We start from the raw sequence: 22616 nt of genomic DNA, 5'->3' as shown, positions 1-22616 counted from the left end.
AGCTTCGTCAAAAAAAATAGAGTATGAAGAGGATGAGCCCGGATGAAAAAATACTATAGAAAGGCAGTGTTGATACTGATGCTTCTGCCATTAATCACGATAATCGGCTGCGGAACGAAGAAGGGCGATCAATACGAGAAGGCGTCGGCCCGGATCCTGGAGGCGCTGGAGGAGAAGTACGGCGAGGAATTCGAGCTCGACAAGATCGGAGCGGGCTCCGGCACCATGAACGACAACACGATCAAAGCGACGGTTCGTCCGAAAAGCGATACGAGAATCCTGTTCGAAGTGGAGATAACGAAGGATTTGAAGAAGGTATACGACAAGTATTTGAACGTTCTCGTGGCGCAGAACAATCTGGAACCCATTACGCAGTTAGCTCAGCAAGTTTGGAGCGACAGCAGGGTTGAAATTTTTAATGATACGGTTTTGACTTATCCTACGGACACGGACCGTGATATGAGCTACCAAACGTTTCTGGAACGGTATCCGTCCAATTGGCAGGTCATCACGATATTCGTGAATGCTTCGGATTATATAGATGACTCCGGGGCGATGGATGAGCAAGGGGAACTAGATAAATATAAGGCGTTTGCCGAACAATTAGCTGCTCATCGTTATTTTAAAAGCTCGGTCTATTTGGTTTATTTGTCGGAAGAAGCTTTCGGCAGGTATGACGAGCTCTCCAATGAGGCGTTGCTTGTAGATCATGTATATACGAGCGAAGAAAGCGACGGTTCGAAGCAAAACAGCATAACGCGCAATGGCTTCGACATTCTAGAGAATGGCCAGATCAAGGAATCGGATGATGATATCCTGCGCACCTTCTCGGTTTGGGAAGGCAAGCGGAAAACCTATGCTGCGGGAGTTGAGAGATAGATGAAGTCTATTGATGAAGTCCAGCTTCAGAAACTTTCCCAGCTCGTCTATTTAGATGTGATAAGAACGGATGGAATAAACAGTAAGCTTGCCAAAGATTATTTGAAAAATGGCAATTCCATTACCATAGGAGACCTCGTCGACTACTACAACTCCGATACTACCGGAATCCAGCAGCTTGAAGAGCGCTTCACCAAAGAGCTGAACGGCAAGCCGGAGATTGATTACTGGAAGAACCTCATCAACGAAGTGTCGCAGGATTCAGAGATGAGGCAATGGAAGATTAGCGACGTCAAGCCGAATTCGGAGTCCGGCTTTGCGGCGATGACGATCGAGCCGGTCGATTCGACGGCTTCAGGAACGCAGAGCGGAACGACCAAAATCGTGGTTTTCCGGGGCAGCGAGCCGATGGAGGATTTGAAGTACTGGAACGACTGGTCCAATAACCTGCGAACGATGTATATGATGGAGTCTCCTCAACAGAAGGAAGCAAGGGAATACATGGAGGAGCTGGTTCGGAAATATCCGGAGCTGGAATCGCTCTATACCACAGGGCACTCGCTCGGCGGCAATCTAGCGCTGTATTCCGGATTTACGCTTCCGGATCATGTTCTCCCGAAGCTGGTGACGACAACAACCTTTAACGCCCCGGGCTTTAACTCGGCTCTGCTCGAGAAGCATCGGCAATCTATCGATTGGTTGAATCAGCACGGGAAGCTAACGGAATACCGGAACAATGGCGATATCGTGCCGGCACTGTTCCATAACCCTTCATCCGGTATTTACTTAGCGACCGACTTCGCCCAAACGGATTATATGGGCAGTCACTCGCTCTTTGCGACCTCGATGTCGGGAACGGGCTTCGTGTTAAACCACGCTCAACGATTCGATCTTATTCCTTATTCGGTCAAGCTTCTGACGACGGAGATCGAATCCTTGCCCTATGAGGTGAAGGAAACGCTAGTAGAAGAAATTGACCTGCTGATGACGGACGGCTTTGAGTGGGAGAGAACGATGTCGGCCGCCTTCAAAACATTGCCCGCTGTATTCATGGCGATAAAGGACGAGCTGAAAACCGCGATTGGTTATTTCCTAATTGACCAAATTCGCTATAAAGTTGTGCCCGCCATCAAAAATGTGCTTCATGCCGCAAAGGAAGGGCTTGTGAGCGGGTTGAAAGCGGTGGGGGTCTTGTCGCTTAATCTGATGGAGGACTGGATCAAAACCCAGATCGATCAGTCTGTCTTGTTGCGAAAATGGAAGAATGAGCTGCAGTCCGCGATCTCCAGCTTCTTCGACGCAATGGAGAACAATTTCAGAAACCTGGTCGACCGCGCCGTGAAATGGGCGGAGGATGAAGCGGCTTATTGGGTGGAACAAAGCAAGCGCGCGGTCGTAGGGATCGCAACCTTCATAAGCGATACGAAGGAAGCTATTCAGGATAAGGCCAAGGAGCTGGCAACGAGCATCAAGAACTTCCGGGATCAGAAGGTCGACGAAGTGAAGGCGGCTGCTTACAAGGCGGTTACTTTGTACAACATTGGAGCGGGGCAAGTGAAGAAGGGCGCGAAGATTCTTGTGAGGATGCGTGAAATGGAGTCGCTTGAGAAGGCGCTCAAAAAGAAGGAACGAGCGCTAAACGAGATCCTGGCTTCGGCGCTGAAGAAAGCGGCTAACGCTGCGGAGCAAGCCGACAGAAGTTATAGAGAGGGCAACGTCCAAGCCAAGGTTAGAAGCGTCAGGTACCTATGCGACCGAATAAGCGGAGAAAGACAAGTCCTTATGGAGCAAATTCGTAAGCAGGCGGACGGCGTGAGGGAAGCGAATGCCGCCTATAACACGCTCGAGTCGACGATTAAGCAATCGTTAATGCGGGCTGTGAGGTTTAGATTTTAATATTGATTTTAGAAAAGGAGATTTATTTCATGAACATGACGATGAAACATTTTCGGGTAAGTATTTTGCTAGTTGCAGCAGCAGCAATCTTAATTAGTAGCTTTAGTTTTCATGTATCCGCAGCATTTCCGCTTCGAGTTGTCGTGAACAACGAGAAAATCGCTTTCCCGGACGCGCAGCCGTATCTGGATGAAAACGACCGCACAATGGTTCCTGTCCGATTCGTTAGTGAAGCATTAGGCGCGGATGTGAAGTGGGACGGCAAGACGGAGAAAGTCACGATTACGAAAGGCAGCATCAAAGCCATTCTTCAAATTGGCAAGAAATCAATCGAAGTAAACGGCAAAGCGCAAAACATGGACACCGTAGCCGTCAAGAAAGAAGGAAGAACGATTGTGCCGGTTCGTTTTGTCAGCCAAGCGCTGGGAGCGGAGGTGGAGTGGGATGAAGCGGTGTCGACTGTGTACATTACGACAGGCGGTACGAGCGATCCGAAGCCTGGTGGAACGGAAAATGTCGGAGGATTTACTGTACCGCTAGATACCGACCTGTTGGTCGTTGAAGATAATTATGGCGGAGACCGCGTGGTTTCGTTTGAAGTGAATCTATTACGTGCAGATGTAGAGAGACAAATCGAGCATTTAGCCGATATTTTATCGCAAAAGTGCGATCAAGCAACCGTCGATACAGTAGTCGCACATATTAAAAAGAAAAAAGAACGGTTCGATCTCTTGGAAGAGTTCTATATGTTAGACAAAAAAAGCGATCGATATATTTATATTTTTGAATCTAAGTTTGAAGACATTTCTATCATGTACTACATTGATGAGATTAAATAGGACTTGCTCAAGCAGGAGGATCGTATATTGAAAAGGATAGCGGTTTATTTCTTCATTATGTTGCTTGTACTTCAAGGGATACCCTATCAGAAGGCTGATGCGGAAGAGCCTACGGCTGGAATAGATTCTGCCCAGGAATCGATAGATTTGGCAAATCAATATATGAAAGACCATATGAATTACGAGGGTGACTATTATGGCATAAAATCGGCTACGGGCAGATCGATTATCGATGAGTTGGCCGTGAAAGGAAACGCCGCCTTCAATAATCTCCCTATATTTGTATATGGAAGTCCAATGGAAGGAGCTCAGGCGGCTACAAAATACGGTAATGATACAAGGGTAGAGGACGATGGTCAGCTTAGAGCGTTAGGCTTCTCCTACACGGACGAGCCTTACGCTAATCCTTTATTTCATATCGATGACATCACTTACGTCCGCAGGTGGATCAAAGATCCTTGGGAGCTTCCTTCACCCGTAAAAAGAGACATCAGAAAGGAACTGCTGCCGGACAATCCAAAAGATAAGCATACGTATCAATGGTTAAGTTACGAGCCGGACAAGTTCGCATCCGCATACAGCGTAATGAATCAATGGATAAATTCAAACAAATGGTTGCCGAACAGAGTAGAAAAAATGACCGGAGACCGCAAGTTCTTCAACAGATCCATAGAAGGTGTACCGGAGGTTCTAGCTGACAATCCCGAAGACTACATCTACATGATCCAGCCTCCAACGTATCATTCCTGGGGTGTTGGCATCGCCTTCTACTATTACGGCGGCAACGGGCCGGACAATATGGAGAAGCCGAACTACTACTTGTACTACCAATACTTCCGTTATAAGCCTTTTGCGATGCTCGAAAATGACTTGTCCGCTCACTTCGAGCTGCTTCCGAGTAACGCTAATGCGGGGGACCCGGTTGAGGTAGCGATCAACCTGAAATCCACCTTCGGCAAGGAAGTGACCACGGACTATGCCTGGGATATCCGGACGGCGAGCGGCGACCCGATATCGGCCACGTACTCCGGACACGCGACGAAGAAGTCGGGGGATATCACATTCAAAGAGAAGGGGGAGAGGCTGCTTCGTGCGCGCTTTGTTATGCCGGAGAGCAATGTCTCCATCCAATTCGCGATGAATAAGGACAAGGATTCGCCGCAGGAACGGAATTATGACAATAACAGCTTATCCTCGAGCCCGACGGCCGTGAAGGTTGTTGTGCCTACGCCTCCATTCAGGAGCAATGAAGAGCTGGGGTACAACATTTTGTCCAAAAAGCTGAGGTTCGATCTAAACGGCGGATCGCCGCTCTCCGCTTCATTATCCTTGCCAGCGAACTCGTCTTGGAACGGCAACGCTACCGGCAGCCTGAATGTGTCGAACGGACAACCGGATTTGTTCCGCCAGTTCGCCGTATCGAATAATCCGCCCGTGGATGAAGCCTCCGCCCACATCTCGAGAGAGCCGGTCGTCAGCACGCAAATTTTGCGGACGGACTTCGGTGACAATCCGGTAGGAGGGGGCTGGCTGAACTGGACGACGCCGGGAACGCCGAAATACCGTACGGGCGATATCCTTGCAAGCGGCACGGTTTCCAGACCGTTCCTAACCGAAAGAATCGATTGCGATTGGGTGACGAACAGCGAAGGAGAGCAAGAGCAGGACTGCGATACGACCTACCTTCCCGGCAGTTCAACCGGCGTCTTCCCGGATCACACCGATAGGCTGACCGTCGGCGCTTACATCTACAATGGAAGGCAGAGCCTGCCTGCCATCTCGTATCTGAACAAGATCGACGGCAACACGACAAGTTCCTTGCAGAAGATACTCTATTGGAAGAATGAGCCCTACCGTTATGACGTCGTACGCTGGATGGCACATGAGGACGAGAACGGCGGCTTATATGGCTGGACGCCAGTGCCGGGGCAGTATGATCGATCCTTCACCCATCAGGCGAACGGCGAACTGAAGTGGACGGTTGGCAAATCGCAGGAAGCAGCGTACAAGCAAAGCAGAGAAGCGGCGAAGAAGAAGCAGAATGTCCAAAGCGCCTACGACATCGCCGTATTCGCCACGGACAAGGAGCTGCAGAAGTACGACTATCCGATCAAGTCCGGCTATTATTTCAACCCTGCAGGACAGTATACGTTCACGATTGAGACGGAGATGTACAAGCCATCTCAAGCGAACACCAAGGATCACGCGGACCTGGTTGACCAGATCATTGATTCCTTCAGCTACGAAAGCGATCTTATCTACATTAACAACAACAAAGAAGCCGTTAACGTCGAGGGTCAGAAGCTGAGCATGAACCGCAACGTGCCCGTCGCGAAGAAGGGCGTGTTGACACGCGACAACCCGAACGGCGTCAATGGCTGGAAGCTGCTTGACGTAGACGAGAACTACACAAAGAGAACCGAAGCCCTCCCGCATACGCAGGAGCGAGATGGCACGATGCACGCGTATTGGAGGGCTGTGCTGGAAGGCTACAACGAATCGAGCACCATCGGCAGCTATAACAACTACGAATACCGGGAGTTCGTGAAGAACGGCCAAAAAACGATGTACAAAGTAACGGAGAAAACAACCGTTACGATCACCATCGCTCCCGAAGCCGATAAAAAGCTGTACACCCACGCCCATATGCCGGACGGCACGTACAAGATGGAAGCGAAGATCGGCGGTATAGCACTGACCGGATTGCCACATGCCTACAAGACCTTGCCCACACTCCAAGGCATTGACCTTGGAAATTCAAACCGCCTAACCATCACGGTTAGAGGCTCTATGTACGATGATTTGAACGGGTAGGAAAGGAGCTAGAAGGCATGGCAGAACGATCGGATCCGGATCGTATCGAGTACTTGTCCGGGCAACTGAGGCGAGTGCGAAACCGGCTCGAGAGCGTAACTTACACGCCTCTGAGTCAGGCCGAACGATTGGTGGAACGTGTCTACTCCGCCTATCCCGAGGTGCGTTCCAGAGCCGGCTGGGTAGAGGGACGGATTAAAGACATCGAGAAACGAATGAAGGACCTAATCGGGCAGCTGGACGATCAATCGATGGCTGTGCTGGAAGTGTCCGGGGATTACCGGCGGATGGACCAAGAGATGGCGGAGAAGGCGAAGCTGGCGTTAAAGCCGCTTCGCTTTCTTCCATCCGTGATTAAGAGAGGGCTTATCCCGACTCTCGCGCTGGCGGCGACAGGAGCCTGGAAGACAGCGAAGCCGAGCGAAGCAGCAGCGGAGGCCTCTCGCTCCAAATGGCGGATCTCGGATGCGGTAACGTTCCTCGGCCAAGCAGCCGATATGCTTCTAGCCGCCCGCGTATCGTTCGTCCAAGACGACCCTCGCGCGGCGGAGCTGCTGGACAAGCTGAAGAGTGGCGCGCCTGAAGAGAAGGCGGAGGCCAGGCAGCTGCTAATGGAGACGGCAGCCGCGCTTCAGAGCCTGGTTAAGAGTGAGCAAGCGTACGACGTCTATGCGAAGCTCGGCAACGTCACCTACGCGGAAGAACAGCTGCAGGCAGCGGAGGGGGCTCGCGAGAAGCTTCGTGAACTTGGCATTTCGCCCTCTTACTACGATGAACACGCGGATTTGCGCAAGCTCTTCGACAGCGATCCGCTGGCGGCCTGCGAATACAACCCGCTCATGAGCGATCGATCGCCGATGCCCGAGAACGGAGAGTTACGAGAACTGCTCAGTCGGTCGATGATGACGGGTGCCGTAGGGGATCAGGCAAGGGCTCGGATGCAGGAAATTAAAGCGCTGCAGGAGAATATGGAGATTGGCATGGCAAACGTCTTTGCGCGGCTGCGCGAGGGTGACTATACGCAAGTGCTCATAGAAGTCGCCAATGTCATGGAAAACTACGCGAGGCTTGATCGCTATCAGGTGCTGCCGGTACAAATGGAAGATATCCTATTTACCCTGCCAAGCGGCGACGTCGTGAAAGTCGGGATGCCATCGAAGATGGTGAACGACATCATGGGCGACTACGAGACAGATTTTGGGGTCCGCTATATACGGGCAGATGGCAGTAAGCTCGACGTGGATATGACGAAGATGAAGGAACTCATCGAGTTATATAAGCAGCAATCTGGAGAATGGATGGACGAAGTCTATGCCATGTGGGGGCATGACGAAGAAGTAATCGGATTCCTGCAATACGTGATCGATCAGGGTTATGACCCTCGGACATTTGTACCGACGGATAACCAAGAGTTGGGTGAATATTATCTCGATATTCGCCAAGCGAAGATTGAAGTTTATGAAGCAAAGACGAAAGGCTCATGGCTGCCGAATATAAGCCTAGCCATGGACTTTGTGCCCATTGTAGGGACGGGCAAGGGAATCTATGAGGTGTGGGAAGGAGAAGATCCATTAACAGGAGGGAAGTTGACGACTACAGAAAGGGTGGTCGCGGGAGTAGGGACCGTCGCCTCTTTGCTTCCAGGCGGGAAGCTGGTCGTAAAAGCAGGATGGAAGTGGGGCAAGAAGCTGTTTAGCGGATCCGATGAAACGGTCCAAACAACAGATAAAGTCATATCGGCGACAAGCGATAAAGCGGCAACGATCACAAGAGTGAGCCGAAGCGGAGTAAGCGGGGGGCTGGAATGGTTCTCGAACCTGCGGCCGTCCACTGTTAACGGCATCGACTTTAGAAATATTGATTTCGGCGACGTGAACAAGATCGAGGCACCGAAAATAAACACTCCTCAAAGGCAACAGCAGATTCAAGACCTCGAAGGCGGGTTGTATTCGGGCGGGAAGCTGGACGATGGGATTGAGGGGACGGGACAAGGTACTAAGTCTGCAAAGACCTCAATAGAGACACTTACAAGGGACGAGGCTAGACAAGCAGCACAAAATCTGCTTCAAAATGGAGAGATTAGCTTATCCAATTTAGAGTCAATGATTCCACCAGGAGTCCCAAACACCTTTGTTAAAACAAATTCCATTACAGATGGAGCGAAGTATGAATTTTCACTCGCCGATGGTCAAAAGGTAATTATTCGATGGCACTCGCCAGACCCAGTAGCTGCAAGTAAGTATCCTGGAGCTGTTTCAGGAAATCGTTGGACTGCACAAATAAAGATCGGAAATAAACAATTAAAAACAGATGGAACTTGGACCAAAAATCAGTCCTTAAATGAAGTTCATGTTCCAATAGAGGGGAAATGAAAATGAATCTTGAAGAAATTGAGAAATTACCAGATATAATGCCAACAGAGGCGTTAGCATTAATGTTTCAAAAGGCATTAGTTGGGTTTGCATCAAAAGAGATTGATAAACAAGGGTTTTTATTGATTCTTAGCCAATTAACAGATAGACAAGTCATGACCTATGAATTGCTGGAGAATGAAACTAGAAAACAAGTGGACGAGACTCTTTGTGGCTTATGGAATACTGACTCCTATGAGGATGTTGATATTATTCTTTCACTTGTTGTAAATCTTGGTTTAGAGAATTGTTTTGCGGAAATTAAGCAGTCAGTAACTCAAAATGAGATAATAGATGAAATGATACTGAATGAAATATTAGAAACTATTGAAGAAGTGGGTGAAAACATTTCTAACCCCTATCATGACTTGGAAAAATATAAATAATCAAATCCTGGTCACATCATATTAGCAAGATCGTACGATACAACCAATAGTGCCACAATGCGAGTTAACTGCCCGTGTTGTGGTCTTTTTTATCCTCTGATATGAACGGCGGGTAGATAAATAAATCCCACCCAGTGCCGAATGAACTATCATTCAACCAATTACACATATAACCGATTTAATAGCTGAGTAATCCGCCCGCCGCACATCACGCACCGTCCATCAAGCGGGCGGGAGATAATGAAGCCAAGCAAATTCAGCTTCCATGCCTGCTTGAAGATTAAACGAATCGGTAAATCATCCAAATAGTGCGGGGAGATGCGGCAATCTAATCTAATACATTCGGGAGTTAACGTTATTCCCTAAGCATTCTTGTTATTTGCGGATTATTTCGATGTGACAAATTCAAGATTCAATGATGCCCTATGCTTCTGTATGTCTGGTGTGATGCCTGCCTGTAGAGTGTCTAACCTATAAGGGAAGACAACTTGAAAGGAGAAATCAATCATGATTCATCCCGTAAAAGAATGCATTCAGAAGCTAGGGCTAACACATCGAGCGTTTGTTGTCCTGTATGACATCTCATGGGAAAGGTTTCGTAGTTGCTTGTATGGCTACACCGATTCCATCCCCCGCGCCATACTGAATGTCATGGTACAGCATGGCTATGATGAACAGGAAGCACAGCGGCAATATCTCTTATGGAGAAAGTGGAGCGTTCAGCAAGAGCTAATTGCCCCCGCCGCCGCAGAAGGGAGGGTGCATCCATGAAACGACTACCGTTAGATACAGCCCTAGCTCTAATGCGGCGGGAGAATGTGCTAGGATATGGCTTTGATCTTGATGAACTGATTGTCATCTTCATCAAGTATGTCAAAGACCCGATGTCACAGGAGCAAGTCGAGCTAAGCCTCGCACATTACCTTGCTAAGTCTAAGCACAATGATGTTGTTCATCGGAATCAAGTCTTAGCCAAAGTTGCTCAGTTCCTTAATCAGTATGATTGGCGGCTATCCGACGATCATATTGACTACTATCGTAAATACTTGCCGTTGTTTGGCTAACCTATCCCCCGCCGTTGTGCGGGGTTTCTTTTTGCTGTTTTCGTTGGGATATAAAAATAGGGGGCGGGGGGAGTTCGAGGCTTTACGATCTCAAATCATCTATATATCTATTCATGATTCAAATGATTCCTGATTCGTGCTATCCGATTCCTGTTGTCTATTCTTGATGATATAGTGCTATCCTCTGAGCTTCTTCTGTATCTGTTAGTCCATCCTCTATCTTTATCTTACTCATGTTGTTCTTATTCCTATCTATTCTCATTACCAGTATCAACGTCCATTTCAGTCTCACCCCCCGCCCGCTCCGCAGGCGGGGAGTTCACCTGTGTGAAGGGAGGACAACAGAGCGTTCCCCCTCTTGCGAGGGAGAACGACTAGGCTGTGTGAAGTTGAGGTATCCCGAGCCTACGAGACATCTGGCGCACCCAGGTGTAGCTTTACTGCGCGGATAGCTTGGAAACTATCACTCTGTCAAGGTTCCCTGTCCTTTCGGGCACTACGACGGAAAATCTGGGGAAGTGAAATAAGGCATCACGCTTACTTTGCCAAAGGCGAATCTTCCGCTTCTAACGCGACTTCGTTCATGTAATCGAAAGATTTACATGACCATATTCGGCTGATGAACGCCGAGGCATTTTTTAACGTGTTCTTCTGCGACCACGGATAGAGCTTCAATATTCAATTCAATGCTCTTAATAAACCTGTTACTTTCTCTATACGACATGGCTAGGAAAGAGTTAAGGGAAGCGCATCAAATTTCTCATGAAAATTTCCCGTAGGATTCACGCCGCCCCTGCGCCCGTGAGGGCGGTTCTTGCTTTTCCTAGACACTGGGGGGGGTTCTTCGATTGACCTGTCTTGATTGCCCGAAATGATTAAAAGTATATATTCATTCTGCGCTTAACTCCCTTTACATGCCTTCCTTGATATGGTTCTGTATTCCTCACAGCAAGTTGAATTCGCCCTTTGTCAACCGCATACAGAAGCCTGTCAACTGCCTCGCCGCCCGCCCGAATGACGTATATGGGATGCGCGGCGGGAGTTAAGGATTCCGAGGGCGTTACGAAAACTGGAATTATTGAAACGAGGTGATGATTGCATGAAAGATCGTGTAGTCGGTTATGTTCGCGTCTCTACGCAAGGACAGGTGAAGGATGGCTATTCGCTTGCCTATCAATCCGAGGAGATCGAGCGTTACTGTGCCCGCCACAACCTTGAATTGCTAGACATCTACAAGGATGAAGGCATTTCGGGGGCAAAGGTGGACGAGGACGAGCTAACCATAGAACGGGATGGGCTTCAAGAAATGTTGTCTGACCTGAAATGGCGGGACGTGAAGCATATTGTCGTGCTGAACACTTCCCGCCTATGGCGGGCAGATATGGAGGATAGTGGTGTTGAGGTGGTTTATCGAGAAGGTGCAATGGGTTATGGACCTTTGAGAAAAGGCGAACCAGGTCAGATTCTAATAGATCCTGAAGCATCCATGAGTGCTTTGAGACATGAATATAGTCACTATACAGAGGCTAAATCAAATGGATTCCCATCTGCTGCCGAATCATATCAGGATTGGGAAGGGAGAATTGCAGATGAACTTAAAGCATATACAATTGAAATCGAAGAAGCTAAAAGATTAGGATTAGATAATATATCAGAACAACTGCAAAAGAACTTTGAGGCAGAGAAGCAGTACATTTTGGATAGATACGGACCAATAACCGAATGAGTTTTTATTATTAAAGGGGGGAGATTTACTATGGCTTCAATAGCTGAATTAGTAGAAGAAATCAAAACTGATAAGATTAAAAACGGAGATTTAATAGTATGTTTAGAAGCTAAGAATTTAAGAGTTGTTGCGATGGCAATGTTCAAATTAATTGAGAGAAATTACTGTGATTATAGAATTATTGACAGATTAGCTGAACTTGGGGAACTTTTAACTGACAATAAATTTATTGGACCATGGCAATTCGGTCATCTTGCAATCGCTACATTATCCCTTTTGGATAATGAGGATGCAAAGGTTAAGTTTAACGAGCTTTTTGAGGGCCTAAGCGATAATGATAAATTTTTAGTAGAGAATTTTATTGAGTCCGAATCATACAAAGCTTAGAGGAACCCTGTTATTCTGCACCATCCTAAGCGCACCATGCACCATCCTTTGAACTGGCGGGTGGTAACGAAGCTAAGCAAATTCAACTTAATAGTAGTATCATTGCAGAAATCAAAAATATGAGTAGCCCATTGCATCTACATATAAATGCCGCAAACTATAACTGGGACAGTGGCTTTGAAGTGCCAAAAGCTATATTGGGCAATGAAAATTGTGATTTTGGGACTGGTCTGCTAATGTTCTACCGTGCAGACGGTTATCGTCTCCTCGAACCAAAGGATGTTTGTTTTGTCTGAATCTACCCAACGAGAATGGAAGGAATTTATAAGTAATTTATATCAAAGATTACTTGAAGATGGATTTTCTAACAAGGAAATTTCTTTTACTCCGCCATTAACAAAAGTACAAGTCTTCAAGCTAAAGAAGTCAAACCCTAGTGTACCTAGTATTCTGTTGGATAAGTCGCCAGGTGATGAGGTGGAAATTCCAGTCCTCTAATAACATGATAAGTGGCGGCTACCTTGTGCGGAATGAACCCATCATTCAACCAACAACATAAAATTGTTCCGAGATTTACTGCCATTTCAGAAGAAAGTCTGACCGATGATTTTAATACCGTAGTTTTACTATATAATTTCAAGTATTCTGGAGAAATATTTGGAGTAAACATTCCATACAATTATTTCCGATTCTTAGGTGCGGTGGAATATCAATAGACGCCAGTGCGAGTCGTGGCGAACCATTGACCCAACTATTGACATCCACCCCGCCGTTCCCTATACTGTTCTGTAATCGTATATGCGAATGCGTTGAAGGAACTTCAGTAGCGGGTTGTCACTGTTCTTAGAAAGCTGGGGGTTGATGCAACCCAGCACAAACAATCCCGCGAATTACACTCCGGAGTGCTTGGGTAATGCCAAGCGGCTAGCGACCGATAAAGCGCTTAAAGCGGTATCCGAGGCACGATCGGCCTTGGGTGCAATCTGGGTGGTACCACGGTTATCCAATCGTCCCTATGTCTACAATAGACAAGGGGCGATTTTTGTTTTTTCTGGATATTTTTCAAATTGGGTAAGGGGCTGACATTCATGAATATTATCGACGAATTGGAATGGCGCGACGCCATTAATCAGCAGACGGATGCGGAAGGTCTGCGAGCGCTTGTTAACGAGAAAAAAGTGTCGCTGTACTGCGGCGTCGATCCGACGGGCGACAGCATGCATATCGGGCATCTGATTCCGTTCATGATGCTGAAACGGTTCCAGCTTGCGGGCCATCGTCCCGTTATCCTGATTGGCGGGGCGACCGGCACGATCGGCGATCCGAGCGGCCGCACGTCGGAGCGCTCGCTGCAGACGCTGGAGCAAATCCAGGCGAACGTCGACGCGCTGACCGCGCAGCTGAAAAAGCTGTTCGACCGCCAGGAAGAAGGCGGCGGCGATCTGCGCATGGTGAACAACTACGATTGGACGCATAAGATCAACGTCATCGAGTTCCTGCGCGACTACGGCAAAAACTTCAGCATCAATAACATGCTGGCGAAGGACGTCGTCTCGAGCCGCCTCGAGAGCGGCATCTCGTTCACCGAGTTCTCGTACCAAATCCTGCAGTCGCTGGACTTCCTGCACCTGTACCGGAAAGAGGACGTGCAGCTGCAGATCGGCGGCTCCGACCAGTGGGGCAACATTACGGCCGGCCTCGATCTGATCCGCAAGAAGGAAGGCGCGGAGGCCAAGGCGTTCGGCCTGACGATCCCGCTCATGCTGAAGGCGGACGGCACGAAGTTCGGCAAGACGGCGGGCGGCGCGGTATGGCTCGATCCGAGCAAGACGACGCCATACGAGTTCTACCAGTTCTGGGCGAACACGGATGACCGCGACGTCGTCAAGTACCTCAAGTTCTTCACCTTCCTGAGCAAGGAGCAGATCGAAGCGCTGGAGGATAAGGTGAAGACGGAGCCTCACAAACGCGAAGCGCAGAAGGCGCTGGCCGAGGAAATGACCCGTTTCGTTCACGGCGAGGATATGCTGGAGCAAGCGAAAAAGATCACGGCCGCGCTGTTCAGCGGCGACATCAAATCGCTGACGGCCGACGAGATCGAGCAGGGCTTCAAGGAAATGCCGACGTTCGAAGCGACTAGAGAAACGAAGAACATCGTCGACTGGCTGGTCGACGTGGGCATCGAGCCTTCCAAGCGCCAGGCGCGCGAGGACATTACGAACGGCGCGATCTCGATGAACGGCGACCGCGTCAGCGACGTCGCGTTCGAGGTGACGGCGGACCAGGCGTTCGACGGCCGCTTCATCATTATCCGCAAGGGCAAAAAAAATTACAGCTTGGTGCGCTTTGTATAAGGCAAGCCGCACCGGCAAAAAAGGTCTTCCGGCGAATCCGTTCATTAACGGATTTGCGGAAGACCTTTTTTTTTTGCTTTGCGGTCTACGGCCGTATCGTCACTCTCGTGCCGACGCCGACTAGCCTCGACAAAGCGAGCACATCCTCATTGTACATGCGGATGCAGCCGAGCGAAACCAGATGGCCGATGGACGCGGGATCGTTGGTGCCGTGAATACCGTAACTGGGCTTCGACAGCCCCATCCAGAATGCGCCGAACGGACCGCCGGGATTGGCTTGTTTGTTAATGATATGGAATTCGCCCGTAGGCGTCTGCGTCACCATCCGGCCGATGCCGACCGGGTATTGATTCGTGACGATGTTGCCGTCCAGCAGGTACAGATTGCGATCGGAGAGATCGACGATAATCCGGTAATTAGGCATGAGCATCCACCTCCTGCTGCCATTGTACGGCGGCGCCTTACGATTGGTCCCGGTCTCACCGTCAATAGACGAACTTCCTCTGTGCCCAAAAGCTGAACAGGAACAGCGAAGCTTCAGTCACCAGCTTGGACGCGAGCAGCGGCAGGCCGATGCCTTCGTGCGTGAACGCCATGAGCCCGTAATTGAGGAGCAGAATGAGCAGCACCAGGGCAAAATATTTCGGCATCGACCGCGCGATCGCCGCTCCGTTCTTCTTGCGGAACACGAATCGCCGGTTCATCGCGTAGTTGAAGATCGAGCTGCACAGCCGAGCACCTGCGACGGCGACAAGCAAATGATCGGTCCACCAGGCGAGCAGGAACAAAAGCGCGAAGTCGATTGCCGCCGAGAGGATGGAGGAAGCGCTGAACTTCAAGAAAGGCAAATAAATTTTGAACGAATCCGCCAAGGGGCGGAAGTGCGAGGACTGGTTATTCTCCAGATAGACCGTGTCGATCGGCAGCTCCAGCAGCGGCCAGCCTTCCTCCGAGGCGGCGAGCAGCATGTTCATCTCGTATTCGAAGCGCTCGCCGGGAATGCGGCAGAGGCAATCCAGCATGGAGAACGAGAAGCCGCGAAGGCCGGTCTGCGTATCGTACACGTTTAGACCGGTCGCCGCACCGTACACCTTGCGGGTCAGGGTGTTGCCGAACCGGCTGCGCATAGGAACGTCGCCAGTGAACCGCCGCCCGCCGAGGACGATATGGTCGGGATGGAGAACGGCCGCTTCGGCAATCCGTTTAATGTCCGCGGGAAGATGCTGCCCGTCGCTGTCGGCGCACACGACGGCGCCTTGCGGATCCGGGAGATCCAATATATAGGAGAAACCTGTTTTGAGAGCGCGTCCTTTGCCTTTATTCGTGAGGTGGGTCAAGACGATGCAGCCTTCCCTGCGCGCTTGCTCGAACAGGTGTCGGTAGAGCGGTCCGCTGCCATCGTCGACGATGACGATTGTAGCGTTGATCTGAGCTTTCAGCTCATGGATGAGCTGGGTCAGCCGGTTATCCGGCTCGTAGGAGGGAATTAAGCAAATCATGGCGCGCGGCCTCCTTCATGGATGAATGGGATTATGCTCCGATATAGATGATGTCGCTGACGCCGCGCTCCTCGCCCTTGCCTTGCGGGCTGTTCACGACTCTGCCGTTAAAATACATCGTGGACGAGCCGCCGCCGTCCAGGTTGTACGCTTCGGTCGCGCCGAGCTCCTGGAACAGCGCCGCGAATTCGTTCAGCGTCATGCCTCGGCTGTAGCCTCTGCTGCGGCCGTCGACCACCACGAAGACGTAATGGTTCGGCGCGATCATGCCGATGCCGGTGCGCGGGTTCGCGTCCTCGATCGAGCGGTTGCCGAAGTTCGTGTCGATCGTAACTTGATCGAGATTCGTCGCGACCTGCCCGTCCGACACCAGGATGGGACCGAACGAGAAGGTGTTGGTTACGCCGTTCTGGAGAAGCTCCTCGGATGACATTTCCTCTTCGTTGTAGGTTTGAAGCGAGCCGTCGGCGAACAGCGCGAGCGCGTCGCGCGCCGGCTCGTCCCGGAACAGCGTGCCGTTCCGGATAATGACGCCGTTGTCGCGGAAGCCGTAATAGTCGCCGTTGATGGCGAAGATCGCGTTTTTGCCGGAGGCGATGGTCGACGTATTCTCGATGATGTTGCGGCCGAACGAGTCCTTGGCGAACGCGGTGCGCAGACTCGAGCTGTCCTCCAGCACGACGTCGGCCACGAAATAGGTAATCGTATCGCTGCCCGAGCCGGTCTGGACTTGCTCAATGGAGAGCGAGACGTTCTCGTCCTTGTAGCTCCAATCGTCGGAGACGGCGGGCTGCTCGGCCTGGGTGCTAGGCACTTCCTCCAATTCCGTCTCGGCGGCGTCCGGAGAAAGCTCCGAGGAGGAGGCGGTCGAAGTGTCGGCGGAGGTTTCCGTACCGGATGAAGCCTCGGCCGCCGGCGCCTCGTCCGTCACGACGACCTCGACATGTTCGATCAGATAGCGGTCGGCGAGCAGATATAGGATGGAACCGATGACGAGGAGCGTCGAAGCGGTCGCGGTAAGCCATATTTTCTTTTTGTTTCTACTCATGGGCGTTTCTCCTTTGCAGCGGTGTATAGCAAGCATTGTAGGCTGCGAAACTGAAAGCCGCCTTAGACGAAGCTGATGGCTGGCTGAGCGGGGGCTGAATGTTTGCTGAATGACGCGCAGCGCCGAAATTGGTAACTTTTGACCGGATGACAGCGCAGGGTTCCCCTTATCTGTTCGGCGTATCGCAGCCTAATCTCAGCGAGATGACTGAACAGCAAGCGGAGGAGGGCAGTACGTACCAGGTCGTCGACTGAAGGGAACGGCGAACTCGGCGCCGGTCGTCGGCAGGGAGAGGGGGTTTAAGGAAGTGCTGAAGTTGGGTTGTAGGTTAGAAATGCTGAAATCGTTGAACGGCGACTTCTCGAGGCAGAGCGGTAAGGAGAAAATGTTGGAGGCGCTGGGGCGTCACGGGGGGCGGATCGGCGTGGTGTACGCGCATAACGACGAGATGGCGCTCGGCGCGATCGAGGAGGCGGTCAAGGATTTGGCGGGAGGGAGGGAGGGAGGGAGGGAGCTCCCGATGAAGATCATTACGGCCGGAGGCTTCTTCTCGCGGGAGACGGCCAAGAAGGCGCTGACAACGAGGGATTATTGAGTCGGTGGGAGAACGGAGGGCTTGTCCGGAGAGACGCGGAAGGGAAGGCCCGCCTGGGGCGGGCCCTCCGCTAGTAATATGAGTGTTGAACAAGTCTGCATGCATGGAGGATACATGTCAGACGTTCATTACCATTTGCCGAAGCCGCCGAAACCGCACAAGCTGCAAGCGATAATCACCAACAGGATGAAGAGAACCAGGATCGCTCCTACGTTATTGTGACCGTAAGCACCACCAACGCAACCGGACATTTGCATGCACCTCCTTACGTCTTGAGTACTCTGTATGTTATGTGCCTCTGGTTCAATGTGACTGGGTTAATGCCCCTATGGACATTAAACTTCGGCTAATGCCTAGAAAAAGGGATGACGGCCCTTCAGGGCATGGCCATGCGCCGTTACTGGGCTCGGAAGGTTCGGGCGAAATGGGAAAATAAGCAAACGCACAATTTTCCGATTCGCCTATACACTCTGGGGAAATAGACATAGGATACTGTACATTAACAAAAAGGAGATGAAACAATGAACTACGCGGCAAACGTTTCTGGCGGTGCTAACAACCACTACCCAGTAGCAGGTGTTGGAGTTGGATGCGGCGGTTACAACAGCGTTGGAGCTATCCTGGTCCTCTTCATTCTCTTGGTTATCATCACTCGCACTCTTCTGTACTAATCCCTCTTCCTCCAGACGCGGCAGCGAATGAAGACCGATAAGCATGTCCACTAGTTGACTATAGCATGCCAACAAAAATCCCCAAGCGGCTTCCGCTTGGGGATTCTTGTGCTTGAAGTTTCGGATTCGCGTGCGTGCTAGTCGCGAATCTCGGCGATCAGCTCGATCTCGACCGGCGTATGGAACGGCAGGTCGCTGGTGCCGATGGCGGAGCGGGCATGGCGGCCTTCCTCGCCGAAGACGTCAATCAGCAGCTGGGAAGCGGCGTTCAATACATATGGCTGATCACCGAAGCCGGGAGCGCTGTTGACGAAGCCGAGAATTTTGACGATCTTCACGACGCGGTCCAGATCGCCGAGATAGGCTTTCATCGCGGCAAGCAGGTTGATGACGACTTGACGGGCGGCTTCCTGGCCTTGCTCGATCGTGAGATCCGAGCCGACTTTGCCCTCATACATAAGGACGCCGTCGATGCGGCAGTCGAAGCCGGACGTGTAGATTAGGTTGCCCGTCTGGTTCACCGTTTTATATAGAAACTTCGGTTCAGGCAGGATAGGTAAAGTGATGCCGAGCTCGGCCAGACGTTTTTCGATTTGGGACATGATTCATTTCTCCTTTTGTTTTAATGAGAGCAGCAATGATGGGCTCTGAGCATGGAGCCGTCGCGCCTGTTCGTATGGACGCCGTGCTCCAGCGCGAGGTGGCCGCCGACGACGACGTGCGAGAAGCCGGCCGGATACTGGCGCGGATCGGCGAAGGTAGCGTTGTCCTGGATCGTATCCAGGTCGAACACGGTAAGATCTCCCGCGTAGCCCGGGACGAGCAAGCCGCGTTTGCCCAGCTTGAAGCGCTGAACCGGGAAGGATGTCAGCTTGCGGACCGCCTGCTCGAGCGACAGCGTCTTGTCCTGCCGCACGTATTTGGCGAAGACGCGCGGGAACGTGCCGTACGTGCGCGGATGCGGCTTGCCGATCTCGCAGTTCAAGCTGTCGGAAGCGATCAGCGACTTCTCGTAAGCGATCACCTGCTTCACGTCGTCGTCGGACATGTGGAAGTAGACGATAGCGATCTGACCGTTCTCCTCCAGCAGCAAGTCCATCATGCAGTCGACGGGATGCTGGCCGCGAAGCTCCGCGATTTCGGCGATGTGCTTCCCTTCCAGCGGCTTGTTCTTCTCGGTCTGGACGGCAGAGACAATGACGCTGTTCCAGCCCGTGGAGCAGACTAGGTTATCCCATTCGGTCTGCTCCTCTCCAAGCTCTTCCTTAATGCGAGCCCGAAGGCTCGGATTGCGGAAAGCTTCAAGCGTCGCTTGAATGCCGCCTTCGAGCACCCATGGCGGGAGCACGGTCGTCAGCGTCGTCGACCCCGCGTTGTACGGATAGACGTCGACCGTCACGTCCATGCCTCGGGCCCTCGCCGCTTCGACGAGCTCCAGCGCGTCGAGCACCTTGCCCCAGTTCGCCTTGCCGGCCGCCTTCAGATGGCTGATATGAAGCGAGATGCCGGCGCGTTCGGCGATCCAGATAACCTCCGCGACCGACGGCAGCAGGTTGTTCCCTTCGCCTCGAATATGGGTCGAGAGCAGGCCGTTATATTTCGGCAGGACGCTGCACAGCTCCGCCAATTCCTCGCGCGATGTATAGCTGCCCGGCGCGTAGAGCAGGCCGATGGAGAGGCCGATCGCTCCAGCGCGCAAGCCTTCCTCGAGCAGCTCCTTCATGCGGGCGATTTCCGCGGGCGTGGCCGGGCGGTTCTCGAAGCCCATGACCGCGATCCGCAGAGCGCCGTGCGCGACGTAGGTGGCGATATGCTCGGAGATCAGCGTCTGCGCGACATGATCCATATAGTCGCCGACCGTCTCCCAAGGCCACTCCCAAGCCGTGCTGCCGATGACGGGCTGCACGTACGTTTGGAGCAGATCGCCTCTGCTGCGGACGTAAGGAGCGGGAGCGAGACCGCAGTTGCCGACGACCTCGGTCGTAACGCCTTGCTGAAGCTTGATGTCGCTGCCGGGATGGTCCAGAATCATGAGATCGGAGTGGCAGTGCCCGTCGATGAAGCCGGGCGAGATGATCTTGCCCGAAACGTCGATGATGCGATGCGCTTCCTGATCGATATGGCCGACGGACACGATAATGCCGTCCTTCAGCCCGACGTCCCCCTTGAACCAGGGGTTGCCTGTGCCATCGACGATTTTTCCGTTTTTGAATACGAGATCCAGCATGGTGGGGGTCTCCTCTCGGTTATTCCAGCAAGCCGCGGGCGGCCACGGTTGTTTTCACCAGTTCGCCGTTCGCATGCCGGAGGTACACATGGCTGTGAAGATTGACCGTGCTGCAAATATGGTTGGGTACAATGGCTATTACGTCTCCAACCCGGTAGCCGCTGCTTGGGTCGACCGCGATAACGCCGTGCTCCTCGTTCATCCGTTCGAAGACGGCGTTCGGATCGGAGACGACGCGGCCGAATCCTCTCAGATGCAGAGGAGCTTTGTCCGGCTGGACGTCCGTCGCGAACGTCTTGCTGCCGCCGTCGATGACGATGCGGTCCGGAGCGGGACGGCTGACGACCGTTGCCAGCACCGTGCCGGCGCATTCTTCGAGGGAACAGAGGCCGAATGCGGCCTGCATGGCATCTTGGTAAATGTAAGTGCCGGGCCGCACCTCCGTAATTCCGTCGATCTCGGCGGCGTAGAGGGCGGTCGGGGAGGAGCCGACGCTCACGTCTGAGATGGAGACGCCGGCCGCGCGGATCGCCTCGGCCGCGCGTACCATCAGCTCGCCTTCCTCATGGCCCGCGGCGCGCAGATCGGTTGTTCCGGAGCCGCCAAGCATTGCGCCGCGATAGGTGAAGATGCCGGTTAGCCGGATGCCGGGCAGAGCGGCAATGTCCCGCGCAAGGGCGGCGGCGTCCAAAGGCTCCACGCCGGTCCGCTTTAAGCCGGATTCGATCTCGAGACGGACCTCGAGATCGACGCCGTGACGTACAGCGGCTTCGGATATGCGCCTCGCGCCTTCCAGGCTGTCGGCCCCGATGACGAGCCGGACGCCGTCCTTCGCCAGCTTGGCGGCGCGCGCCAGCTTGGACTCGGCCACTATGGGATAAGCGACGAAGATGTCGCGGATGCCGCCGGCGGCCATCGCTTCGGCCTCGGCGATTTTGGCGACGGTAATGCCGGCCGCGCCTGCCATGAGCTGGCGCTGCGCCATCTCGGGCAGCTTATGCGTCTTCGCGTGAGGACGAAGCGCCACGCCCGTCTTCTGAATGGCGGCTGCCATACGGATAATGTTGGCGTTAACGGCTTCCAGATCGATGACGACACACGGCGTCTCCGGCGCCGAAGCGCCCGTAACGGAGTTATTCATGATCGAAGCTCTCCTTCCCATCCCCGGACTTGGATTCTTCCAAATAGTTATAAAGGGTGAACTTCGAGATGCCCAAGTGGCTGCAAATCCGTTCTCCCGACTTCTTGATCAGGAACGCGCCCTTCTGGTCGAGCAGCTGAATCAGCCTGATCTTGTCCTCCTTGTTCATCTGCGCCGGCGGCTTGCCGATCGCCTCCTGAGCTTCGATCAGCAGGCTGTCGAGCAGCTCGTTCACGCTGCTGACGAACGATTCTCTGACCATGGCTCCGCCGCTGCCCGTGAGCGAGTGGAGCGCTTTCTCGGCGGCCATGATGTCCGTAATGTCCATATTGATGCACACCGCGCCGATGATCTGGCCCGCGCTATTCTTCACGTACATCGACGAAGAGCGAAGCAGGCGTCCGTCCGCGGTTTGCGTAATGTAGTTGTGGCGATTGTCCCCGTCCCGGGACCCCCGCATGATTTCCAGTCCGAGATTGGTGCTCGGATCTCCAACCTTCCGTCCCGTGACGTGTCCGTTCTCGATCGCGACGATCGTGCTTTCGAACGGCTTCGACCAGTCATGGATGACGACCTCGCACTGCTCACCGAATTGGGCGGCAATGCCTTTGGCCAACTCGGCGAAAAAAACGAATTCCTGTGATATGGTTTCCAACAACGTCACCTCTCTTCAGAAAAA

The 22616-nt window shown here is 52.3% G+C and carries 21 protein-coding genes and 1 other annotated feature; of the genes, 13 read left to right on the top strand and 8 right to left on the bottom strand.

Annotated elements, in window-relative coordinates:
* The first annotated feature begins 42 nt into the window (after nucleotides 1–42).
* The 12 genes from NQZ67_RS05785 to tyrS all read left to right on the top strand — a co-directional run bounded on the left by NQZ67_RS05785 (nucleotide 43) and on the right by tyrS (nucleotide 14756).
* Nucleotides 43–879, top strand: a complete 837-nt coding sequence (locus tag NQZ67_RS05785; RefSeq protein WP_257443630.1) for a hypothetical protein — start codon at nucleotides 43–45, stop codon at nucleotides 877–879.
* On the top strand, nucleotides 880–2775 hold the full coding sequence (locus tag NQZ67_RS05780) for an Mbeg1-like protein (RefSeq protein WP_257443628.1): 1896 nt from the start codon (nucleotides 880–882) through the stop codon (nucleotides 2773–2775). It begins immediately after the preceding gene.
* Between the two features lie 29 nt (nucleotides 2776–2804).
* The gene (locus NQZ67_RS05775; protein ID WP_257443624.1) at nucleotides 2805–3614 is read left to right on the top strand and encodes a stalk domain-containing protein; all 810 of its coding nucleotides are present in this window, start codon (nucleotides 2805–2807) and stop codon (nucleotides 3612–3614) included.
* A gap of 27 nt (nucleotides 3615–3641) precedes the next feature.
* Nucleotides 3642–6428 (top strand): hypothetical protein, encoded by a 2787-nt coding sequence (locus NQZ67_RS05770; RefSeq protein WP_257443623.1) that lies wholly within the window; start codon nucleotides 3642–3644, stop codon nucleotides 6426–6428.
* 17 nt (nucleotides 6429–6445) lie between these two features.
* Entirely contained in the window at nucleotides 6446–8800 is a 2355-nt protein-coding gene (locus NQZ67_RS05765; protein WP_257443621.1) for a pre-toxin TG domain-containing protein, read from the top strand.
* 2 nt (nucleotides 8801–8802) lie between these two features.
* Nucleotides 8803–9225, top strand: coding sequence for a hypothetical protein (locus NQZ67_RS05760; protein ID WP_257443620.1), 423 nt, complete (start codon nucleotides 8803–8805; stop codon nucleotides 9223–9225).
* 507 nt (nucleotides 9226–9732) lie between these two features.
* Nucleotides 9733–9996: a preprotein translocase subunit TatA gene (locus NQZ67_RS05755; RefSeq protein ID WP_257443619.1), complete on the top strand. Its 264-nt coding sequence runs from the start codon at nucleotides 9733–9735 to the stop codon at nucleotides 9994–9996.
* Nucleotides 9993–10289: a hypothetical protein gene (locus NQZ67_RS05750; RefSeq protein ID WP_257443616.1), complete on the top strand. Its 297-nt coding sequence runs from the start codon at nucleotides 9993–9995 to the stop codon at nucleotides 10287–10289. The genes NQZ67_RS05755 and NQZ67_RS05750 overlap by 4 nt, the downstream gene beginning before the upstream one ends.
* Nucleotides 10290–11388: 1099 nt before the next feature.
* Nucleotides 11389–12015 carry a recombinase family protein gene (locus NQZ67_RS05745; RefSeq protein WP_257443612.1) on the top strand — a complete coding sequence of 209 codons (627 nt, stop codon included), beginning with the start codon at nucleotides 11389–11391 and terminating at the stop codon, nucleotides 12013–12015.
* 30 nt (nucleotides 12016–12045) lie between these two features.
* Nucleotides 12046–12402, top strand: coding sequence for a hypothetical protein (locus tag NQZ67_RS05740; RefSeq protein WP_257443611.1), 357 nt, complete (start codon nucleotides 12046–12048; stop codon nucleotides 12400–12402).
* A gap of 119 nt (nucleotides 12403–12521) precedes the next feature.
* A complete protein-coding gene (locus NQZ67_RS05735) occupies nucleotides 12522–12698 on the top strand; it encodes a DUF4274 domain-containing protein (protein WP_257443608.1) in 177 nt (58 codons plus the stop codon).
* Nucleotides 12699–13202: 504 nt separating this feature from the next.
* Nucleotides 13203–13420 (top strand) — a binding site (T-box leader).
* Between the two features lie 70 nt (nucleotides 13421–13490).
* Complete coding sequence (gene tyrS, locus NQZ67_RS05730) at nucleotides 13491–14756, top strand: tyrosine--tRNA ligase (protein ID WP_257443606.1); 1266 nt, start codon at nucleotides 13491–13493, stop codon at nucleotides 14754–14756.
* Between the two features lie 85 nt (nucleotides 14757–14841).
* Here tyrS and NQZ67_RS05725 read toward each other — a convergent pair whose 3' ends face one another.
* The 3 genes from NQZ67_RS05725 to NQZ67_RS05715 form a co-directional block, all read right to left on the bottom strand.
* On the bottom strand, nucleotides 14842–15180 hold the full coding sequence (locus NQZ67_RS05725; protein ID WP_257443604.1) for a L,D-transpeptidase: 339 nt from the start codon (nucleotides 15178–15180) through the stop codon (nucleotides 14842–14844).
* Nucleotides 15181–15241: 61 nt separating this feature from the next.
* Nucleotides 15242–16255 (bottom strand): bifunctional glycosyltransferase family 2/GtrA family protein, encoded by a 1014-nt coding sequence (locus NQZ67_RS05720; RefSeq protein ID WP_257443602.1) that lies wholly within the window; start codon nucleotides 16253–16255, stop codon nucleotides 15242–15244.
* A 31-nt stretch (nucleotides 16256–16286) separates the two neighbouring features.
* Nucleotides 16287–17303, bottom strand: a complete 1017-nt coding sequence (locus tag NQZ67_RS05715) for a phosphodiester glycosidase family protein (protein WP_257443601.1) — start codon at nucleotides 17301–17303, stop codon at nucleotides 16287–16289.
* 334 nt (nucleotides 17304–17637) lie between these two features.
* Here NQZ67_RS05715 and NQZ67_RS05710 point away from each other — a divergent pair, with 334 nt between their 5' ends.
* On the top strand, nucleotides 17638–17898 hold the full coding sequence (locus NQZ67_RS05710) for a hypothetical protein (protein WP_257443600.1): 261 nt from the start codon (nucleotides 17638–17640) through the stop codon (nucleotides 17896–17898).
* A gap of 128 nt (nucleotides 17899–18026) precedes the next feature.
* On the opposite strand, the gene NQZ67_RS05705 is transcribed toward NQZ67_RS05710, so the two are convergent.
* From NQZ67_RS05705 to NQZ67_RS05685, 5 genes are all read right to left on the bottom strand, one after another.
* Nucleotides 18027–18149 (bottom strand): sporulation protein YjcZ, encoded by a 123-nt coding sequence (locus NQZ67_RS05705; RefSeq protein ID WP_257443598.1) that lies wholly within the window; start codon nucleotides 18147–18149, stop codon nucleotides 18027–18029.
* Nucleotides 18150–18706: 557 nt separating this feature from the next.
* Complete coding sequence (locus NQZ67_RS05700) at nucleotides 18707–19171, bottom strand: RidA family protein (RefSeq protein ID WP_257443596.1); 465 nt, start codon at nucleotides 19169–19171, stop codon at nucleotides 18707–18709.
* A 20-nt stretch (nucleotides 19172–19191) separates the two neighbouring features.
* On the bottom strand, nucleotides 19192–20796 hold the full coding sequence (locus NQZ67_RS05695; protein WP_257443594.1) for an N-acyl-D-amino-acid deacylase family protein: 1605 nt from the start codon (nucleotides 20794–20796) through the stop codon (nucleotides 19192–19194).
* Between the two features lie 19 nt (nucleotides 20797–20815).
* Nucleotides 20816–21937, bottom strand: a complete 1122-nt coding sequence (locus NQZ67_RS05690; protein WP_257443593.1) for an alanine racemase — start codon at nucleotides 21935–21937, stop codon at nucleotides 20816–20818.
* Nucleotides 21930–22592, bottom strand: coding sequence for a helix-turn-helix transcriptional regulator (locus NQZ67_RS05685; protein ID WP_257443591.1), 663 nt, complete (start codon nucleotides 22590–22592; stop codon nucleotides 21930–21932). The genes NQZ67_RS05690 and NQZ67_RS05685 overlap by 8 nt, the downstream gene beginning before the upstream one ends.
* Nucleotides 22593–22616 lie beyond the last annotated feature (24 nt).

This window comes from Paenibacillus soyae, assembly GCF_024623455.1.
Classification (GTDB): domain Bacteria; phylum Bacillota; class Bacilli; order Paenibacillales; family Paenibacillaceae; genus Pristimantibacillus; species Pristimantibacillus soyae.
Note: the sequence above shows the minus strand (reverse complement) of the source record. Positions and strands in the feature narration are given on the sequence as shown.

Bases quoted from the DNA above. Each gene is read 5' to 3' on its own strand.
- NQZ67_RS05785 (WP_257443630.1), top strand. From the start codon at position 43: ATGAAAAAATACTATAGAAAGGCAGTGTTGATACTGATGCTTCTGCCA.
- NQZ67_RS05780 (WP_257443628.1), top strand. From the start codon at position 880: ATGAAGTCTATTGATGAAGTCCAGCTTCAGAAACTTTCCCAGCTCGTC.
- NQZ67_RS05775 (WP_257443624.1), top strand. From the start codon at position 2,805: ATGAACATGACGATGAAACATTTTCGGGTAAGTATTTTGCTAGTTGCA.
- NQZ67_RS05765 (WP_257443621.1), top strand. From the start codon at position 6,446: ATGGCAGAACGATCGGATCCGGATCGTATCGAGTACTTGTCCGGGCAA.
- NQZ67_RS05760 (WP_257443620.1), top strand. From the start codon at position 8,803: ATGAATCTTGAAGAAATTGAGAAATTACCAGATATAATGCCAACAGAG.
- NQZ67_RS05755 (WP_257443619.1), top strand. From the start codon at position 9,733: ATGATTCATCCCGTAAAAGAATGCATTCAGAAGCTAGGGCTAACACAT.
- NQZ67_RS05750 (WP_257443616.1), top strand. From the start codon at position 9,993: ATGAAACGACTACCGTTAGATACAGCCCTAGCTCTAATGCGGCGGGAG.
- NQZ67_RS05745 (WP_257443612.1), top strand. From the start codon at position 11,389: ATGAAAGATCGTGTAGTCGGTTATGTTCGCGTCTCTACGCAAGGACAG.
- NQZ67_RS05740 (WP_257443611.1), top strand. From the start codon at position 12,046: ATGGCTTCAATAGCTGAATTAGTAGAAGAAATCAAAACTGATAAGATT.
- NQZ67_RS05735 (WP_257443608.1), top strand. From the start codon at position 12,522: ATGAGTAGCCCATTGCATCTACATATAAATGCCGCAAACTATAACTGG.
- tyrS (WP_257443606.1), top strand. From the start codon at position 13,491: ATGAATATTATCGACGAATTGGAATGGCGCGACGCCATTAATCAGCAG.
- NQZ67_RS05725 (WP_257443604.1), bottom strand. From the start codon at position 15,180: ATGCCTAATTACCGGATTATCGTCGATCTCTCCGATCGCAATCTGTAC.
- NQZ67_RS05720 (WP_257443602.1), bottom strand. From the start codon at position 16,255: ATGATTTGCTTAATTCCCTCCTACGAGCCGGATAACCGGCTGACCCAG.
- NQZ67_RS05715 (WP_257443601.1), bottom strand. From the start codon at position 17,303: ATGAGTAGAAACAAAAAGAAAATATGGCTTACCGCGACCGCTTCGACG.
- NQZ67_RS05710 (WP_257443600.1), top strand. From the start codon at position 17,638: ATGCTGAAATCGTTGAACGGCGACTTCTCGAGGCAGAGCGGTAAGGAG.
- NQZ67_RS05705 (WP_257443598.1), bottom strand. From the start codon at position 18,149: ATGTCCGGTTGCGTTGGTGGTGCTTACGGTCACAATAACGTAGGAGCG.
- NQZ67_RS05700 (WP_257443596.1), bottom strand. From the start codon at position 19,171: ATGTCCCAAATCGAAAAACGTCTGGCCGAGCTCGGCATCACTTTACCT.
- NQZ67_RS05695 (WP_257443594.1), bottom strand. From the start codon at position 20,796: ATGCTGGATCTCGTATTCAAAAACGGAAAAATCGTCGATGGCACAGGC.
- NQZ67_RS05690 (WP_257443593.1), bottom strand. From the start codon at position 21,937: ATGAATAACTCCGTTACGGGCGCTTCGGCGCCGGAGACGCCGTGTGTC.